This window comes from Ruminococcus flavefaciens AE3010, from assembly GCF_000526795.1.
Lineage (GTDB): Bacteria > Bacillota > Clostridia > Oscillospirales > Ruminococcaceae > Ruminococcus > Ruminococcus flavefaciens_D.
Genome location: NZ_JAGT01000001.1, coordinates 857,075 through 876,262, shown reverse-complemented (window position 1 = coordinate 876,262; position 19,188 = coordinate 857,075). Strand labels below are relative to the sequence as shown.

Below are 19,188 nucleotides of genomic sequence, written 5' to 3'. Positions count from 1 at the left end.
ATTTGTTTTTATACAGACTTAATTGACCGATTGTGTATGACGTATTGAGTATAATAGCATAAAGTATCATCTTATTAGTACTATATGTCATTGAAAAGCATCAGCGGCGGATATATAATATAGTCAGTAAGAGTAAAGGCGCACATTAGGTGCGCTTTTCAGAGGATATTAAAATCTGGAGGGATCACTATGAAAAAAACTGTGATGAAACTTAGAGCAGCTTCTGTTGCAGCTGCTGCAATGATGACTGTTTCCGCCGCTGTGGGAACATCGTCCTCAGTGCTTGGCACGGCACTGAGTCCGTCAGTCATCACTGCGTTTGCAGCTGAAAGCAGTGTAAAGGTGCTCAGCAGCGCAGGCTTCGGCGAGGGTATGTATGCCACATGGTCTTCTGTTTCGGGAGCTTCGGGCTACAATGTCTATGTGGACGGCACAAAGATAGACTCAATGCTTATCAGACAGTACAGCGGCTATATGAGAGCAGACGCTGTAGGTCTCAAAGCAGGCAGCCACACTATGAAGATAGTTCCCGTTATCGGCGGCAGCGAGGACAGCTCCAAGGCTGCCGAGGCAAAGGCAAATGCCTATGCCCATGACAGAAGCGGATTCGGCTTCGTGAACGGAAACTCCAATGGCGCTTATAATGCCGACGGAACCCTCAAAAGCAATGCCATTGTCGTATACGTTACAAACACAAACAAAGACAGCGTTACGGCAAGTATAGATGCCACAGGTAAAGGTGCAGAGACTCTTACAGGTGTGCAGAACATCATCACAGGCTACAAGAAAGGCAAGGAATCCAGACCTCTCAATATCAGATTCATCGGCAATATCACCGATCCCTCTGTTCTGACAAAGGGCGACCTCATGGTGGATACAGTTACAGCAGGCTGTACTATCGAGGGTATCGGAAATGATGCAACTCTCAACGGCTTCGGTCTCGTTATGAAAAACTGCTCCAATGTGGAGGTGAGAAATCTCGGCTTCATGAACTGCAACAGCAATGAGGGCGATAACTGCGGACTCCAGCAGAACAACAACCATATCTGGGTACATAACTGTGATTTCTTCTATGGCGATGCAGGCTCCGACGCCGATCAGGTAAAGGGCGACGGCGCACTTGATACCAAGACCTCCACTTATATTACTCACTCTTACAATCACTTCTGGGACAACGGAAAATGCAATCTGCAGGGCATGAAGTCTGAGTCAACAGAGAACTATATAACATACCACCATAACTGGTACGATCACTCAGACTCACGCCACCCCAGAATAAGGACCTGCTCAGTCCACTGCTACAACAACTATTTTGACGGCAACGCCAAGTACGGCGTTGGTGTAACAATGGGCGCTTCATGCTTCGTGGAGAACAACTACTTCCGCAACTGCAAGTATCCTATGCTCATATCCATGCAGGGCTCGGACGATATCACAGGCGGCACATTCTCAGGTGAAGCAGGCGGCGTTATAAAGTCCTACGGCAACTGCATGACAGGTCAGAAAGCATATACAACTTATCAGCAGAACAATACAGATTTCGACGCTTATGAGGCTTCTTCAAGAACAGAGAAGATAGGCTCCAATGTCAAGGCTAAGAGCGGCGGAACTGCTTACAATAACTTTGATACCTCAAGCGTGATGTACAGCTATACTCCCGATAAGGCTGAGGACGTTCCCGCTATAGTTACTGCAAAGGCAGGACGTGTAGACGGCGGTGACTTCAAGTGGCGGTTCGACAACTCCGTTGACGACGAGAGCTATGCTGTAAATCAGGCACTGAAATCCGCACTTGTTGCTTACAAGGGCACAGTTACAGCTATCGGCAGCGGCTTCAAGGAGGACAATACTCCTGCGCCCACAGTTACAACTACCACTGTAACTCAGCCAATTGCTACAGATATAACTACGACAACTACAACGGGAGCAGCTCCTGTTGTGACAACAACTACAGCTGCTCCTGTCCTCACTCCAATAACAGGCGCAAAGGTGATATACGCTTCGCCTGACGGCGGCGGCGACGGAAAGTCGGAGAGCTCGCCTACAGACGTGCTCACAGCTATAAAGTCAGTGCCTGCTGGCGGAACTATTTTCCTCCTCAGCGGTACATACAAGTATACCTCAACTATCATGATAGAGGAGAGCAACTCGGGCAGCGCAGGGGCTTACAAGACCATTGCGGCAGCTCCCAATGCAGAAGTTAAATTCGACTTTACGGGACAGGCTGTTGACGGTGCAAACCGCGGCTTCGTACTGGACGGCTCCTACTGGCACTTCTACGGCTTCACCATAGCCAATGCAGGCGACAATGGTATGCTCCTCTCAGGCGACAACAATATCATCGAAATGATGGTGTTTGAGCGCAATCAGGACACAGGACTTCAGATATCAAGGTATAACGGCTCATATAACACAATTGCTCAGTGGCCTACCAACAATCTTGTGAAGAACTGCACCTCACGGAACAACTGCGACGACGCAACTATGGAGAACGCCGACGGCTTTGCTGCTAAGCTCACCTGCGGCGAGGGAAATATCTTCGACGGCTGTATGGCATACTGCAATTCCGATGACGGCTGGGACCTCTACGCCAAAGAGGCTACAGGTCCAATCGGCAAGGTCACTATCAGGAACAGTATCGCATTCCGCAACGGCTTCACCGAGGACGGCAAGGGCTACGGCGACTGCGACGGCAATGGCTTCAAGCTTGGCGGCGGCGGTGTAGGTACACGTCACACCGTTGAGAACTGCCTTGCATTCGAGAACCTCAACTGCGGCTTCACTGACAATAACAATCCAAAGTTCGGCGATATGAAGAACTGCACAGCCTACAACAATGGTATCGGCGGCAAGGGCAAGGCAAACTATATGGTATACCGCTGTGATACATCAGCTACCTTTAACGGCATGATGTCCTATATCAATACTGGCAGGGTATCAAAGACAAACGCGGCTGGTATCAAGGTCTCCAACGACAAGTTCGTGGGAAATATGACCAATTCTGTTTACTACAACAGCAAGTACTACTACGCAAAGTCAAATACGACTATGACAAACGGTGCTAAGCTGGGGGATATCATCACTCCTGCTGACAGCGACTTCATAAGCCTCAATGTAGGCGCAATGGGTACTGATTTCCACAAGACATGGAGAAATGCAGACGGCTCTCCTAAGCCAAACGGCTTTGCGGAGACCTCAGGTTCAAGTGCTTACAAGAGCATTGGATATCATATGAGCAGCGGAGTTTCTCAGGTATCAACTCCCGATCCATATGCAGTGGATACAACTCCCGTTGAAACTACATCTTCAACCACAACTGCTACTACAACAACGACTTCGACTACAACTACAACAACTGTAGTAACTACAACATCTACAACTACAGCTCCGATTCCTGTGGGCAAGGCAGGCGACGCAAACGGCGACGATCAGGTGGATATGTCAGACGTTGTACTCATCATGCAGTCACTTGCAAATCCCGACAAGTACCAGATAGCTCCCGAAAACCGCGACAAGGCGGACGTTGAGAGCAAGGGCAACGGTATAACCACTGCCGATGCACTCTCAATACAGAGATATCTCCTCGGACTCGTGCCAGCTCTCCCTGAATCCTAAGGATTCAGATTCTCTCTAATATAATGACGTGGAAAAAGGAACTATGCCCCCCCATAGGTTCCTTTTTTCATTATTTAAGCAATGTGCTTAAATAATCACAAATTATTTACATATTAAATGCCTTGATATTCTTGACATCGGGCTTAAAAGATTGTATAATAAAGTCGGTAATTTATTGGCTTATCCATTAAAGGAGGATAAAAACATGAAGAATAAGCTAAAAAAGGCATTGTCACTGGCTGCTGCGGGCGTTATGGCAGCCGTGCAGTGCAGCTCACTGAGCTTTTTCAGCTCATTTGCAGCAGGTGAGGCGTCTGCTGCAACACAGTTCCCTTACACTATCGAAGGCGAGGATATGGAGGGAGCAGAGCTCTGGACAAGTATCTATCAGACAGAGATACCCGGATACTCGGGAAAGGGCTTCTACTACCTTACAGCCAAGCCAGGTTCATTTGAGGTCAATGTTCCCGAGGACGGTATGTATTCTATCACCGTTCACGGCGCACAGATACTCAATCAGGAGGGCAGACAGCAGGCTATAAAGATAAACGGTGTGAAGTACACCACACAGGCTGCTTACTCCGATAAGTGGATCGACTACGACTTCGGAATGGTGCGTATGAATAAGGGAGTAAATACTATCGAATTCATCAACGAGTACGGCTATATGGCAATAGATACCGTAACAGTTGACCACGCCTCTTTCCCTGACCTCTCAAAGGCAAGCGGCACACCCATAGATAAGGACGCTACTCCCGAGACAAAGGCTCTTATGAAGTACCTCAAGAGCGTTTACGGAAAGAATATCCTCTCAGGTCAGCAGGAGATATACGGCGGCGGTCACTCTGTGGAGACTACTATCCGCTATGACGCCAATGCCAATAAGTGCGTAGATCAGGACGGCAAGGAGTACGTCATCGACGAGGAGAGCTGGGACAAGACCGAGCAGGGCGAGAAGTTCCCGTGGCACTGCACTGGTGCTGACGGACAGGTCTATACCTACAGCACTCAGAACCGCAACTACACCTATAACGACTACGATTACGAAGTAAGATACATCAAGGAGCTCACAGGGGAGGAGCCTGCTATCCGCGGATTCGACTTCGGAAGCTACTGCCCCTGTTATGCGTGGGACGACGGTGTTGCACAGCGTATGATAGACTGGGCGACTAAGAAAAACGGAATCTGTACGGCTTCATGGCACGTAAATGTTCCCACTCAGAAGGCTGACTATACCCTCGGTGAGCCTCTTGACTTTGCAAAGACAACATATACCCAGAATACGGACTTCGTTACCGCAAACTGCATGGTAAAGGGCACTATGGAGTATGACTACTTCCAGCTTTGCATGAAGAATCTTGCAGCCGAGCTGAAAAAGCTTCAGGACGCAGGCGTACCCGTTATCTTCCGTCCCTTCCATGAAGCTGAGGGCAACCCCAGCCATACCGAGGACCCTATCGACGGCTCGGGAGCATGGTTCTGGTGGTCTAAGGAGGGCGCTGTAGTCTACAACAAGCTCTGGGCATTTTTACAGGACACTCTTACAAACGAATACGGTCTCCATAACCTTATCTGGGAGCAGAACCTCTATGCATGGTCTGACAACTCCGCTAAGTGGTACTCAGGAGACGACAAGGTGGATATAGTCGGCTTTGATAAGTACAACTGCCAGTACAACCGTCATGACGGCAAGCAGCAGGGCGTACCCAACGAGGACGCTGAGGCAGGCATATTCTATACCCTCAATAAGTTCGTAAAGGGCAATAAAATGGTATCCATGCCCGAGAACGACTCTATCCCGGGGCTTAACAATATGCAGGTGGAGCATGCTTACTGGCTGTATTTCTGTCCGTGGTATGACTCGGAGCAGGCACACTTCCTCTGCGGCAAGGAATATCAGGACGCAGACGCAGTAAAGGCACTTTACAACAGTGATTTCTGTATTGCGCTTTCTGAGCTCCCAAAGGACCTTTACAAGAGCAGCTCTGAGCCATCAACAGGCTCCACAACTACAACAAAGCCCACAGTCACAACTACGACAACTACAGCTACAACAACCGCAACAAAGCCTGCGGCAACTACTACAACTACCACAGCACCTGTTCCTACAGATGTGAAGTACGGTGACGCAAACTGCGACGGTGGTGTGGATATGTCGGACGTTGTTCTCATTATGCAGAGCCTTGCAAATCCCAACAAGTACGGTCTGAGCGGCACTGACAAGAGTCACATCACCGCAAAGGGACAGCTCAACGGCGATGTTGATGCCGACGTAAAGGGCATCACCTCCAACGACGCTCTGAGAATTCAGGAGTTCCTTCTCGGTAAGATAAAGGAGCTTGCACCAAGTGCAAAATAAACTTTAACTTATGACGTAACTGACGGAAAAACGCGATTTTATATAAATATTATATATTTCTTATTTTCTTATAAGAGAAGTAAGAAAATGATGATTATCCGTCAGTTATGTCATTTTTATATTATCTGTGCAGACATTCATAGCAATGAAAAAAGCGGTCAAAATGACCGCTTTTTCTTATGGTTTGTAGTTCCTGATTATATCCATAATATCCGTATCACAGATATTTCCGCCCAGAACGCTGCCGTCGGGTTCAAAGCAAAGTGAATGGATATCCCGAGGGTCGTCCTCATAGGGGTTTGCCATATCAGTTTCACCGTCGAAGTACTCAGCAAGAAGCACCTTTGCATTGCCCTGCGGAAATATGATATTACCGTCAGCAACTCCGAAGCTCTTGTCAGTGAATATTTTCAGCAGCCTGCGGGTCTCATTGTTGTACGGGTTATCATGGTGGGGACTTTTCAGCCATGCAGGACTTAGCTCAATGAGAACTCCCGTATCTTTCACAGCTTCCGCGAAGCATATCACAGGTTCAAGAGGGATAGTCTCCTGATGAAAGGCGTCAACGGAGAGCAGGACGCGGTTCACGCCGCTGTCCGCCAGCATTTTTGCAACTTCTTTTATCCTTGAACTGTCCTTGCTGAAATAGCCGTTGGTGATTATCTCACGCAGAGGTATTCCCGCAGCCTTTGCAGCCCTGTGGATAGCGCAGACGGTCTCGGTGTAGAGCAGAGGCTCGCCGCCAAAGGTCATGAGGGACTTTATGGCATAGTATCCGCAGACCTCGGTAACCGCCTTTGCTGCAAGCTCACCGTCTATGTGTTCGCCGCCGAAATCATGGCTGCCCTCGCTGCAATGCCTGCACCTGCCTGTGCAGCCCATTGTAACTATAAATTCTATTCTGCTTAAATTTTTAGTGTATTCGTTCATAATAACTGCTCCTTAATAATTAATTGTAAAATTACGGCGCAGTACGGGAACAATTCTTACTCGGTGGGACGTTCCCTTTTTACTGCACCGAGCAGTTAATTCGTTTTATCACCATTATGTTCACCTCAGACTGAAAGCGTTATATCCTTGCCGCTAGGCTTGTATTCCTCGGTCTTGACTCCGCACTTGTCGAAAAGAATGCAGGAAGCCTTTACTCCGTCGGTGTCGGCGTACTTGTTGCTGTAGTAGACCACCCGCTTGATACCCGACTGTATGATAGCCTTTGCGCACTCGTTGCAGGGGAAAAGTGTAACGTAGAGAGTGCAGCCGCTGAGGCTTCCGAAGCTGCTGTTGAGGATAGCATTGAGCTCAGCGTGACATACGAAGGGGTACTTTGTATCGAGAGGGGACTCGGCACTGCGCTCCCACGGCATATCATCGTCGTCGCAGCCTGTGGGCATACCGTTGTAGCCTACGGAAACTATCTTGTGCTGGTCATTGACGATACAGGCACCTACCTGTGTGGAGTTGTCCTTGCTGCGCTGTGCGGAGAGCATGGCAATGCCCATGAAGTACTCGTCCCAGCTTATATAATCGGTTCTTTTCATTGTATTCACCTCGGAAATTCACGTAATTGATAATTTATAATAGCATATCTGCGGAGAATTGTCAATCTTTGGGCTGATAGTGAGTAGTGCTTAGTTTTAGAACCTGATAACTATTCACTAATCACTATGCACTAAAAAGTAATCAATACTCACTAAAAACTAAGCCCCCCGGCATTGCCGAGGGGCGTTTCTGGTTGGGGCAGCGGGATTTGAACCCACGAGTGCAGGAGTCAAAGTCCTGTGCCTTACCGCTTGGCTATGCCCCAAAAACTCACTAAAACATTATAGCAAAAAATTGAACATAAATCAAGTCTTTGGGATATTTATTTTTGTTTTAACATTGCCTTCTCCATATTGTCAAAGCACAGATAATCGCCGTTTTCGGTCTTAATTGCGCAGTATTCCTTGAAGCTATAGCCCTTTTTCAGATATATAGCCTTTGCAGGCAGAGACACGGACAGCTCCGCCTTGTCGTAGTTCTCGGCGATACGCTCCTCGGCAAAGCGCAGGAGAGCTCCGCCGAAGCCCTGTCCCTGATACTGAGGAAGCACGAACAGTCGGTTTATCTCGTTCTTTTCCGTGGTGACAGTGCCTGCCGCCTGTCCGTCATCGGTGAGAAGCAGAAAAACATCACCGTTTTGTATATCCCGCATGATATTTTCGTCGCTGTGGTGAGCGAGGAAGAAGTCCACTGCGCCCTTGGGATAGTAGTGGGGATAGACCGCATTTATGGTGCTCTGAGTGATGTCCTTAACGGTGCCGAAGTCAGCCTCTCTGGCATTGATTATCTTCATTATCGTTCTCCTTTGGAGCTTTTTTTACTAAGTCCTTGATGACCTCACCTGCGATGATAAGTCCCACCACTGAGGGCACAAACGCCACAGAAGCAGGCGTGGAGCGCCTTGCAGTACCCGTTCTCATATCTGTATTGCCCGAGTCGTCATCAACAGCCTGTCCCCGTGGAGTAAGGGGCTCCTCCTTGGAGTACACCACCTTGAGCTTTTTCACTCCGCGGCGTTTCAGCTGATAGCGCATGACCTTGGCAAGTGGACACACCGAGGTCTTGTAAATATCCGCCACCTCAAATCGTGTTGGGTCAAGCTTATTTCCTGCGCCCATGGAGCTTATAACTGGAACTCCCGCATTTTTAGCCTGCATGATGATCTCTATCTTGCCCGTTACGGTGTCGATAGCGTCGATGACGTAGTCGTACTGTGAAAGGTCGAGTTTGTCGGCAGTTTCGGGCATATAGAACATCTTGTGGCAGGTAACCTTGCAGTCGGGATTGATATCGCGGACACGCTCAGCCGCCGCGTCCACCTTGTACATACCCACGGTGCTGCCGAGAGCGATTATCTGGCGGTTGATATTGGTCACGCACACCTTGTCATCGTCGATGAGGTCAAGTGCTCCCACACCTGAGCGTGCGAGAGCTTCAACGGTATATCCGCCTACACCGCCTATGCCGAAAACGGCGACACGGGATCTTGCCAGTATATCCATAGCTTCATCACCCATGAGAAGCTGAGTTCTTGAAAAAATATCAGACATAATATGCTCCTTATTACAGTGATTTTTCCATATAGCCGCAGGTGAATGGGAAGAAGTCGAACTTTTTCGTGCCAACGTGTACAGCTCCGTTCTTCTCGTACCATTTGCGCAGCTTCACATTTTCTTCAACTATGCCGAAAACCATTTTCACGCAGCCCATAGCCTTTGCTTTTTCGCAGGCGTGGCTGAAAAGCTTGCTTCCGATGTTATTGTGTCTGTAGTTCGGGAGTACGCAGAGGTTATTCAGCTCGCACTCGTTGTTTTCAAGTTTTTGCAGTGAATAGTAGCCGATGATCTTACCATCTTCGGAAAAGTATGCATACATTGGACGATGCTCATTGTCAAGCTGCGAGAAAAGCTTTTCATCAGTCGTTGAAAAAGCAACAAATCGCGGTGCATTTTCAGCAGTAAAACCGAATTCCGCTGCAACTGTCATAAAGCTTTCTTTTATGACCTTTACACATTCGGGGATATCGTTCCTGTCTATCTTCTTTATGCCGTATTTGCCGATATCTCGGAACTTTTCAAGGCGATAAAGGTTCTCCTCGTCAAGCTCCGCAATACCGTTTTTGTAATCGTAGCCGAACTTCCTGTAAAACTGGCAGCCTGTAATAGACGAGGGTATCTCTATACGCTTGGCACGGAGGAAGTACTCGTCCTTTTCAAGAGTTTCCATAATGAGCCGTCCCACGCCCTTGCCCTGATATTCGGGGAGCACAAATATAGTGAACAGACCGCTTTCGTCCTCCTTGCCCCAGTAAGGACCTATTGAGCCGCAGCCGATGATAGTATCGTTATCCTCTACTACATAGAAGTGCGTCCAGCCGGCGCGTTCGAGGATATTCTGCGGCTGCTGGGACTTTACAAGCTCCTCCATAAGCTCGGCAGGGTAGTCCTTAACGTTGGATATTCTTATAGTTTTTATGACAAGAGCCGAAACAGCATCTGCGTCTTTGGCTTCAAATCGTCTTATGTTCATATCAATGCTCCTTTCTGAGTTTATGTGCAGTTATTATAGTGAAGCTGTATGCATTCACAGTGATGATACAGCCGTCAATGGTTATGTACCAGTTCTTGCCTTTGCGCTCTATGGCAGCTTCGGGGGAGACTATCCTGTCCCTGCACCATGCAGCTGCGTCCACGCAGTCAAGGCTGAGATTTCTCTTTATGCGCATAGCTCCAAGCTCGGTCGTGTGGAGCTTATCAATATTATTCGTCAGTTCGTTATCCATGGCGGCTCCTTAAAGTGTAAAAATTTAAAAAAAGAGCGCTCCGTAAAGGAACGCTCTTAATTTACCGTTACATGATCAAGCTCTCTCGATCTTGCCTGAACGCAGACATCTTGAGCAAGCATAGATATGACAAGGAGTACCCTTGACGATAGCCTTTACGCGCTTTACGTTAGGCTTCCATGTTCTGTTTGAACGTCTGTGTGAGTGGGAAACCTTGATACCAAAGGTTACGCCCTTTCCGCAGATATCACATTTTGCCATTAGGTTGCACCTCCTTAACTAACCTGTAAAAATACAACATGATTATTCTAACACATAATCAGAAAAAAAGCAAGTGTTTTTTGAAAAAAAATGAAAAAATTTTTTTGCGGCACTTAATTCGCTTTTTTTACTTGAAATAAATACCTATATGTTGTATAATATATATTGTATAACTATGTCAAGGCAGTTTTGCTTTACATTCTGAAAGGATAAATATGTTTGAATCGGATTTTATAACTACAGCTCTTATACTCCTTATTGTGGTAAGACTGGCTGTCTTTATGCTTATCGTACCAATTCACGAATCTGCCCACGGTCTTATGGCGCACTGGTTCGGAGACGATACTGCCAAGGACGCGGGAAGGATAACCCTTAATCCATTTGCACATCTTGATATCGCAGGCTTTGTGCTTATGCTGTTTCTGGGAGTGGGCTGGGCTAAGCCCGTCCCTGTGAATCCCTCAAAGTTTAAGAAAAGGCGTCTCGGTATGGCTATGGTATCCCTTGCAGGACCGCTTTCCAATCTCATTGCAGCTTTTCTCGGAGCGGCTGTGTGTGCGGTAATCGTAAGCGTGTCGTCAGCGTCGGATTACACTGTCCTTGAACTGAAAGAGGGCATGTCGGCTGCTCAGATAGCTGCTATGATACTGTATGTCTTTGTAGAGATCAACGTCAGCCTTGCTGTCTTCAATCTCATACCGCTTCCGCCGCTGGACGGCTTCAATATACTTCGCTCGTTCATGCCTGTGAAGTTCGATATGTGGGTGTTCAAAAACTACAGGGCGATAAACACAGCGTTTATCATACTTCTTATTCTTTCAACACATATCTACGAATTACAGCTGCCTTATCTGTATGCAAGAGGGATAGCTGAGACGCTTATATGGCTGTCGGTATCGTGGATACCAAGTCTTTTCGGTTTTTAATTTCGATCATCAGAGGATAATATGGAAAGTATTTCATTCAAGCTGGAGGTCTTTGAGGGACCTCTCGACCTGCTGCTGAGCCTTATTGCCAAGCATAAGCTGAATATCTGCGATATTGAGATATCCAAGCTGCTGGAGCAGTACCTGCTCTATATCGATCAGGCTCATGAGCAGAATCTGGAGCTTGCAGGCGAATTCCTTGAAATGGCTGCAAGGCTCATATATATAAAGACAGCCTTTCTGCTGCCGCAGCCCGAGGAGGCTGAGCAGATGAAGCGTGAGCTGGAGGGAGCTCTTATAGAGTACTCCCTGTGTAAGGTAGCAGCTCAGAGACTGGCGTATTCCTACGTCGGCGGAGATATATTCGTGCGCAGTCCCATGAAGATCAAGGCAGATATGACCTATACCCTTGTACACGACCCCGAGAGACTTGCTATGGCGTACAGCGCTATATCACTGAAAAGCATAAAGTCAGAGCACGCAAAGCTCCACGTTGAGAACAAGATAAACTCTGTAGTTAAGCGGCGCATAGTCTCGGTCATGACAAAGGTAGTCCATATCCTGAGAGAGCTTTATGAGTCTGGCGAGGTCTATATGGATAAGCTCTATGAGGGAGTGACGGACCGCTCGTCGAGAGTGGCTACATTCCTTGCGGTGCTGGAGCTTACAAGACACGGCCGTATCACCATAAGCGACGATAATATGATCATCTACTTCAAAGGAAGTAAGAACGGAGTGAGAAAAACTTGGAGATCAAAGAAAAGCTCGGAGCAATAGAGGCTATACTCTTTGCAAGCGGCGAGCCTATCGAGATATACCGCCTTTCCGAAGCAAGCGGCGTTGACGCAGGCACTCTGCCGTCAATGATAAGACTGCTCAATGAGCGCTATGATGACTATAACAGCGGTATCTGCATCAAAAAGTTCGACAGCAGCTATCAGATGTGTACCCGTGAGGAGTTCGGCGAGCAGGTGAGAGCGGCACTGGAGACCAAAAGGTCTGCCCCACTGTCAAATGCGGCTATGGAGGCTCTTACCATAATTGCCTATAATCAGCCCGTATCAAAGGGCTTCGTGGAGAATGTCCGCGGAATAGACAGCTCCTCTGTCATAAACAATCTTGTGGAAAAGGGACTTGTTGAGGAAGCAGGACGTCTTGACGTTCCGGGTAAGCCCATTGTCTACAGGACAACATCGGTGTTCCTGAGAAGCTTCGGGCTCAGTTCTACTGCCGATCTTCCGCCTCTTCCCGGACATGATGAATTAGTTCTGGAGACTGAGGACGAGTTTGTGAAAAGAGAGCTTGCTGAATCTCAGCAGGAATAAAATAAACGTAAAGGAGCGGCAGGAATGATAGTTCTGAAAATTCTGCTGTATATACTTCTTGCCGTTCTGGCATTGATACTGCTGGTGCTCATAACTCCCGCAGGGGGCGAGTTCAGCTACATCGACGGCAAATTCAGATATAAGGTAAGGCTCTGGATAATAAACCTAATGGACTCCGAGGGCGGAGGCCTTTACGGCTGGTGGAAAAAGCGCAAAGCCAATAAAAAGGATAAGCCCGAGAACCCCCAAAAAGCCAAAAAGCCAAAGCCTGTCAAGGAAAAGAAGTCCAAAAAGAAGAAAAAGCAGCGCGAAAAATACGAGTGGGAAAAGGAACTGGACGATATCCCCGTAAATGACCCCGAGGCGGACATGCCGCCTGCGGTCAAGGACGATACGGACAGCGAAGCTCATACATCAGCAGGCGAGGGCTTCTCAGACGATACAGTGCAGGCTGACGAACATGATGAAGCTGACCATAAAAAGGACAAAAAGAAGAAAAAGGACGAGTCCGACGACGATCCTTTCGAGCTTGATGATGATAATAAAGAAGAGGCTGAGGAAAAGAAGTCCCTCAGCGACAAGGTGGAGTTCCTTGTGGGAGTATGGGAGAGCGCTCAGCGCCCCATGCTGAAAATATTCAAGGGCTTCAAACTGAAAGACTTCTATATCGACTTTCTTATTGCAGACGAGGACGCCTGTGACTGCGCCCTTAAATATGGAAAATACTCAACGCTGATATTCAGCGGCATAGCATTTTTCAGCCAGCTTATCACAGTAAGGCTGAAAACTATTGATGTGCGTCCCGCATTCGGATTATCCAAGGGGCGCTGGGATACGTCGGGAAAGGTTTCCTTCCGACTCGGTACAGCAGTCATTGCAGGAGCATGGTTCCTGCTGACATATTTCTTCAGGACATTTTTACCTGATAGACTAAGAAAACGCAAAATGAAAAAAACAGCCGCAAGGCAGAAGTGAGGTATATAACATGAGTGCAAACAACACACCTGTAAGCGAACTTTTAGGAATATCCATTGAGAAGATCAAGGAGATGGCAGACGTCAACGCTATTATCGGCGAGCCTATAAAGCTTCCCGACGGCACAACGATCATTCCCGTTTCAAAGGTAAGCTACGGCTTTGCTTCGGGCGGCTCGGATCTGCCATCCAAGTACGATAAGGATCTTTTCGGCGGCGGAGCAGGAGCAGGCGTTTCCATAAAGCCCGAGGGCTTCCTCGTTATCTCTCCCGACGGCTCTGCAAAGATGGTCAATATGGAGGGTGCTAACGACCCCATCAGCAATGCTATCGAGAAAATGCCTGCAATTATCGATAAGGTAAGCGGCTTCATCAACAAGAAGAAAAACGTCGGCTCAACTGACATCAGCGACGGCGGCATCACAGATGGCTCCGTGTCCATAAACTGAGAATAAAACCTGATATTTCGGCATATCCTTTAGCATAGCTTTTGTGCGGAGGTGTGCCTGTGAAAGGTCTTGTTGCAGTATTTTCGTCATTCATCATAGTGTGGGGAGCTCTTGGCGGTCTGACTGCCTTTGGAGCTGAACCGCCCGAAATTTCAGCAAAGGCGGCGGTGGTCATCTCTGCTGATACGGGAGAGGTCATCTACGCTCATAATGCAGCTGAAAAGCTGCCAATGGCAAGCACCACCAAGATAATGACAACTCTCCTGTGCCTTGAAAGCGGCGGACTTTACGACGAATTCACCGTGGACAGCGAAGCCATAAAGGTGGAGGGCTCATCCATGGGACTTCGAGAGGGAGATATCGTCACCAAGTACGCCCTGTGCTGCGGTATGCTGCTTCCGTCGGGAAACGACGCTGCAAATGCGGCGGCTGTTAAGATATCGGGCAGTATCGAGAAATTCGCGGAGCTTATGAACGACCGCGCCCGTGAAATGGGACTCTCCAAGACCTATTTCGTCACGCCCTCGGGACTTGAGGGTGAGGGACACGGCTCATCGGCTGCGGACATGGCTCTCCTTGCCCGTGAAGCGCTGAAAAACGATATATTCCGCGATATATGCTCAAAATCAAGCATAAAGCTCAGGTTCGGCGCTCCGCCATATGAGCGGTGGCTGAAAAATACAAATAAGCTGCTGACCATGTACGACGGAGTTTACGGTGTAAAAACAGGCTTTACCGACGAAGCGGGGCGGTGTCTCGTGTCCGCTTGTGAGCGTGACGGCAAGGACCTTATCTGCGTGACCCTCAATGACCGCAATGACTGGAACGACCACATGGCTTTGTACGACTATGGCTTTCAGACAGCAAGGCTCATGGAAGTGCCCCTGCCTGCGGATATTACCGCGGATATAGTGGGCGGCAGTTCAGAGAAGATTCGGCTTGCTCCGAAAGAGAGTACAGTTTCCGTGACAACGGCGGCAGGAGTTGTGAACGACTTTGAGTTCACAGTCATAGGACAGCCGTTCCTGTATGCTCCCATAAAGTCAGGTGAGGAAGCAGGAAAGCTTCGCATAAGCTATCTTGGGGGAGAAGTGGAGACAGTTCCACTTTATGCAGCCGAGGATATTGCATATAAAAACATAAGGTCCGAGAGCAGCGAAAAAGGTCTGCTCGCCAGAATAAAAGAAACTCTTGGGAGATCATTCTCCCGTTAAGGATAGGATAATAGTGGAAAAAATAAGAATTCAGAAAATGATAGCCGACTGCGGAGTTTGCTCCCGCAGAAAGGCTGAGGAGCTCATAACGCAGGGCAGAGTAAAGCTCAACGGTCACCCCGTGAAGCTGGGCGATAAGTGCGGCTTCAAGGACCTCATCACCATTGACGGTGAGCGTATCGCCATGCCCCGCAAGAGGAGCTTCGTATACCTTATGATGAACAAGCCCCGCGGCTATGTTACAACGGTTTCCGACGAGCTGGAAAGGCGCTGCGTCATGGATCTGCTCACCGATGTTGAGGAGAGAGTATATCCCGTAGGCCGCCTTGACAGGAACTCTGAGGGACTTCTTCTCTTTACAAACGACGGTGAATTTGCCAACAGCATAATGCACCCCAGCCGCCATATTTCCAAGACCTACCGCGTTACGGTGCGTCCCGATATCAACGACGAACAGCTGGTAAAGCTGTCCGAGGGCGTGGAAATAGACGGCAGGAAAACTCTTCCTGCCACGGTAGTTGTCAAGGACAAGGCTGAGGGCAGGGTAGTTCTGCTTATTACAATCAAAGAGGGCAGGAACCGCCAGATACGCAAGATGTGCGAGGCTGTCGGACTTGAAGTTGCAAGACTTCGCCGTATCAGCATAGGTCCGCTGAAGCTTGGCATGCTGAAGCCCGGCTCCTACCGCGACCTGACTGCCGAGGAGCTTCGCGCTATCCGCAACGCTATCGGCAAGGAGAAGTAATATGCTGGAGATACAGGAACGGTTCGATACTGTAGGCTATGAGAAGCTTGCGGAGCGTGCAGGGAACGCAGAGCTCCACATCACCGAGGCGCTGGACAGGGGAGAGGTCATAGGCTTCATCGCCTATTCCTACGGAACTGAAAAGACTGTTGTATATGACTATGACGACGGCGGGGATCTTATGCTCTGCGACGGAATGGTGCGCTCTGTCATGCTGAAAAGCGTCCTGAAAGGCATAAAGCATATGCTTTTCGAGCTCTCCGACGACAGTAAATTTGAACCGCTGAAAAAGCTGCGCTTCATAAGCGGAGACAGCAGACAGTGCGGCGGCCTTGAAAGCTTTATGAACGGCTGCCAGAGCTGTAAGAATAAGAAAGATAATGTATGAAAGGAAGGATTTTGAGTGCCGATAAGGATACCGTCCGAGCTACCAGCATTCAAGACTCTTGGAGAAGAAAATATTTTCGTAATGTCCAAGGAAAGGGCGGAGCATCAGGATATCCGTCCGCTTAAAGTCGTTATACTCAATATAATGCCTAAAAAGATAGAAACTGAGAGCCAGCTCATGAGACTGCTGAGTAATACGCCGTTACAGGTCGATGTGGAGCTGCTTCAAATGGCTTCTCACGTTTCAAGAAACACATCAAGTCATCATCTTGGGGCTTTTTACAAGACCTTTGACGAGATAAGTGACAACCGCTATGACGGAATGATAATCACAGGTGCTCCCGTGGAGCTCCTTGATTTCGAGCAGGTGGACTACTGGAAGGAAATAACCAATATCATGGAGTGGTCTAAGACTCATGTTTTTTCCACCTTATATATATGCTGGGGAGCTCAGGCAGGACTTTACTATCACTACGGTATACCCAAATATACCCTTGAGCATAAGATGTTCGGCATATTCCCACACAGGGCTGAGGTCAGCAACTGTCAGCTGCTCAGAGGCTTTGACGATGTATTCTATGTGCCACATTCGCGTCATACCGAGGTGCGCAGAGAGGATATAGAGCGTATCCCTCAGCTTGAAGTGCTTACCTCATCGGATATAGCAGGCGTCCACATCGTTGCAAACAAGAACGGCAGACAGTACTTTATCACAGGCCATTCCGAATACGACAGGGACACTATTGCCAATGAGTACAGACGAGACGTTGAAAAGGGGCTGGATATACAGATACCCTACAATTATTTCCCCAATGACGACCCGAATAATATGCCTGTATTCTCATGGAGATGCACAGCAAATCTTATGTTTTCAAACTGGCTCAACTATTGCGTTTACCAGAAGACACCTTATAATCTTGACGAGCTTGAGGTTCGCAACTGGAACTGGGAAACAAGTCTTTAAAGGAGATATACAAAATGGACAATAACTATAACAACTATAATAACAACAATTACGGCGGTTATCAGAGCAATGATCAGTACGGCGGCTATGACAGCAATTACGACATGCCCCACGACGAGCGCAGGGGTCCCGGATTTGCTATTGCTTCTTTTGTGCTTGCACTTGTGAATATCATACCATGCTGTACCTGCCTCAGTATCGTCACAGTACCTCTGTGTCTGATCTTCTCAATAATTTCTCTCGTTCAGAAAAGAAAGGGCAAGGGCTTTGCCATTACAGGCATCGTTCTTTCCGTACTTGCAGGAATTCTCTTTGCATACTACGGCTTCATCATTTATAAGGTAATGCCTGACTATATGTACTTTATTGAGAATCAGCAGCAGATAGTCGAGGACTACGACAGAGACGGAACGATCCCCGAAAGATATGAGAAGTATCGCGATCCAAAATATGACAAGTACTGGAAAAAAGACGGTTATGACTCATTTGACGATTTCTTTGACAAGTTCATTGAAAGCTATAAGTCAGGATTGAATTCGGCAGGCGGCGGCAGAAGCTCCGCAGATACATCTTCAAAAAAGACATCGGACAATACAAGCGATGCTGCATTTGTATTCAGACCCGTATTGACATAACGACCATCATCTCCCCGAGGTTTAAGCTTCGGGGAGTTCTTTTGTTATGCGTTCCATGTATTCCTCTGTGGAGAGAAGACCGCTTCTGTTATAGCGGAATATGCCGTAAAGGCAGTCAGGATCGCGTGTAATGGTGTTCATGCCCTCACGGCAGGTGAGGGTCATGAGTATGCCGCTGTCACGCAGCACGGGAAGGCTTTCTTTGCTGAGAGCTCCGAAGGGGTAGGCGAACACTGCAGGTACAATGCCGCAGTTCTCATGGAGCTCGGTTCGCAGCAGACCGATATCAATTCGGAGCAGAAAAGCATATTCCTCGGCAGTCTCCTCGGGGAGCTTTGCACAGCCCTGCCTGCTGCCATTGCGTGAGTGCATATCGTAGGTATGGCTGCCTATCTCCACTCGTCCCGATGCGGCAAGCTCAGAAATATCAGACCATGTGAGATATGAGTAGCAGTCCGCATGAGGGTCGGCGGATGCATAATCGTCGGTGTACCTGCCAACAATAGATACGACGGCGCACATATCGTGCTTTTCGAGTATAGGCAGAGCAAGGGAAAGATTATTGTAGAAGCCGTCATCAAAGGTTATGAGTACAGGCTTTTTCGGCAGTCTGCCTTTGCCGCAGGTGTAGTCTATGAGCTGCTGTGCGCTGACGGCAGTGAATCCGCGGGCTGACAGCCAGTCAAGGTCTGCGTCAAGCTGTGAGGGTGAAACTATATAATCCGCAGGCTCTTTTTCGCATACGCTGTGGTACATTATCACAGGCAGGGGTACGGGAGCTTCGCGGCTTTTTTCGGCAGCTGCCTGTGAAAGCTCAGAGCCGATGACAAAAAATCCTATGAGAAATCCTGCTTCCAGCAGCCGCCTCAGCAGCTTTCCCAGCCGCAGACATCTGTACATGAATATCACCTCACTGCATAATATGCGGAATAACAGCGAAAAATGACGGTATTCTGCGGACATACCGAGGCAGATCATGGAATATACTTATCTCAGATGAAAAAGTGAGGTGA

The 19,188-nt window shown here is 48.3% G+C and carries 20 protein-coding genes and 1 tRNA gene; 12 read left to right on the top strand and 9 right to left on the bottom strand.

Translation table 11 applies throughout. The features are described 5' to 3' along the window. Positions 1–189 precede the first annotated feature (189 nt). Both N774_RS17975 and N774_RS0103735 read left to right on the top strand, forming a co-directional pair. On the top strand, positions 190–3,615 hold the full coding sequence (locus N774_RS17975) for a dockerin type I domain-containing protein (protein WP_024859956.1): 3,426 nt from the start codon (positions 190–192) through the stop codon (positions 3,613–3,615). 205 nt (positions 3,616–3,820) lie between these two features. Beyond that, entirely contained in the window at positions 3,821–5,974 is a 2,154-nt protein-coding gene (locus N774_RS0103735) for a glycosyl hydrolase (protein WP_024859955.1), read from the top strand. Positions 5,975–6,151: 177 nt separating this feature from the next. Here the strand turns inward: N774_RS0103735 and N774_RS0103730 are convergent, their stop codons facing one another. The 8 genes from N774_RS0103730 to rpmB form a co-directional block, all read right to left on the bottom strand. After that, positions 6,152–6,904, bottom strand: a complete 753-nt coding sequence (locus tag N774_RS0103730) for a radical SAM protein (protein ID WP_024859954.1) — start codon at positions 6,902–6,904, stop codon at positions 6,152–6,154. 125 nt (positions 6,905–7,029) lie between these two features. Beyond that, complete coding sequence (locus N774_RS0103725) at positions 7,030–7,512, bottom strand: deoxycytidylate deaminase (protein ID WP_024859953.1); 483 nt, start codon at positions 7,510–7,512, stop codon at positions 7,030–7,032. Between the two features lie 191 nt (positions 7,513–7,703). Beyond that, positions 7,704–7,778 (bottom strand) — tRNA-Gln (locus tag N774_RS0103720). A 57-nt stretch (positions 7,779–7,835) separates the two neighbouring features. Next, positions 7,836–8,306, bottom strand: coding sequence for a GNAT family N-acetyltransferase (locus N774_RS0103715; RefSeq protein ID WP_024859952.1), 471 nt, complete (start codon positions 8,304–8,306; stop codon positions 7,836–7,838). Then, positions 8,278–9,063, bottom strand: a complete 786-nt coding sequence (locus N774_RS0103710; protein ID WP_024859951.1) for a tRNA threonylcarbamoyladenosine dehydratase — start codon at positions 9,061–9,063, stop codon at positions 8,278–8,280. Before N774_RS0103710 ends, N774_RS0103715 begins: the two co-directional genes overlap by 29 nt. A 13-nt stretch (positions 9,064–9,076) precedes the next feature. After that, positions 9,077–10,042 (bottom strand): GNAT family N-acetyltransferase, encoded by a 966-nt coding sequence (locus N774_RS19715; RefSeq protein ID WP_242836551.1) that lies wholly within the window; start codon positions 10,040–10,042, stop codon positions 9,077–9,079. Position 10,043: 1 nt separating this feature from the next. Continuing rightward, the gene (locus N774_RS0103695) at positions 10,044–10,295 is read right to left on the bottom strand and encodes a DUF3781 domain-containing protein (protein ID WP_024859950.1); all 252 of its coding nucleotides are present in this window, start codon (positions 10,293–10,295) and stop codon (positions 10,044–10,046) included. A 75-nt stretch (positions 10,296–10,370) separates the two neighbouring features. Then, on the bottom strand, positions 10,371–10,556 hold the full coding sequence (gene rpmB, locus N774_RS0103690) for a 50S ribosomal protein L28 (protein ID WP_024859949.1): 186 nt from the start codon (positions 10,554–10,556) through the stop codon (positions 10,371–10,373). 215 nt (positions 10,557–10,771) lie between these two features. Between rpmB and N774_RS0103685 the strand changes: the two genes are divergently transcribed. From N774_RS0103685 to N774_RS17970, 10 genes are read left to right on the top strand one after another with little or no spacing between them, the layout of a single operon-like run. After that, complete coding sequence (locus N774_RS0103685) at positions 10,772–11,482, top strand: site-2 protease family protein (protein WP_024859948.1); 711 nt, start codon at positions 10,772–10,774, stop codon at positions 11,480–11,482. A 21-nt stretch (positions 11,483–11,503) separates the two neighbouring features. Then, on the top strand, positions 11,504–12,259 hold the full coding sequence (locus N774_RS0103680; protein ID WP_024859947.1) for a segregation and condensation protein A: 756 nt from the start codon (positions 11,504–11,506) through the stop codon (positions 12,257–12,259). Then, positions 12,229–12,807, top strand: coding sequence for an SMC-Scp complex subunit ScpB (gene scpB, locus N774_RS0103675; protein ID WP_024859946.1), 579 nt, complete (start codon positions 12,229–12,231; stop codon positions 12,805–12,807). The genes N774_RS0103680 and scpB overlap by 31 nt, the downstream gene beginning before the upstream one ends. 24 nt (positions 12,808–12,831) lie before the next feature. After that, positions 12,832–13,782, top strand: a complete 951-nt coding sequence (locus tag N774_RS0103670) for a hypothetical protein (protein ID WP_024859945.1) — start codon at positions 12,832–12,834, stop codon at positions 13,780–13,782. Between the two features lie 10 nt (positions 13,783–13,792). Further along, a complete protein-coding gene (locus tag N774_RS0103665; RefSeq protein WP_024859944.1) occupies positions 13,793–14,230 on the top strand; it encodes a GerW family sporulation protein in 438 nt (145 codons plus the stop codon). A gap of 59 nt (positions 14,231–14,289) precedes the next feature. Then, a complete protein-coding gene (locus N774_RS0103660; protein WP_024859943.1) occupies positions 14,290–15,444 on the top strand; it encodes a D-alanyl-D-alanine carboxypeptidase family protein in 1,155 nt (384 codons plus the stop codon). Positions 15,445–15,457: 13 nt separating this feature from the next. After that, positions 15,458–16,189, top strand: coding sequence for a pseudouridine synthase (locus tag N774_RS0103655; RefSeq protein ID WP_024859942.1), 732 nt, complete (start codon positions 15,458–15,460; stop codon positions 16,187–16,189). A 1-nt stretch (position 16,190) separates the two neighbouring features. Then, positions 16,191–16,577, top strand: coding sequence for a hypothetical protein (locus N774_RS0103650; protein WP_024859941.1), 387 nt, complete (start codon positions 16,191–16,193; stop codon positions 16,575–16,577). A 15-nt stretch (positions 16,578–16,592) separates the two neighbouring features. Further along, positions 16,593–17,540: a homoserine O-acetyltransferase MetA gene (gene metA, locus N774_RS0103645; RefSeq protein WP_024859940.1), complete on the top strand. Its 948-nt coding sequence runs from the start codon at positions 16,593–16,595 to the stop codon at positions 17,538–17,540. Positions 17,541–17,554: 14 nt separating this feature from the next. Then, complete coding sequence (locus N774_RS17970; RefSeq protein WP_024859939.1) at positions 17,555–18,175, top strand: DUF4190 domain-containing protein; 621 nt, start codon at positions 17,555–17,557, stop codon at positions 18,173–18,175. 21 nt (positions 18,176–18,196) lie between these two features. On the opposite strand, the gene N774_RS0103635 is transcribed toward N774_RS17970, so the two are convergent. Further along, entirely contained in the window at positions 18,197–19,075 is an 879-nt protein-coding gene (locus tag N774_RS0103635; protein ID WP_024859938.1) for a polysaccharide deacetylase family protein, read from the bottom strand. Positions 19,076–19,188: the final 113 nt, after the last annotated feature.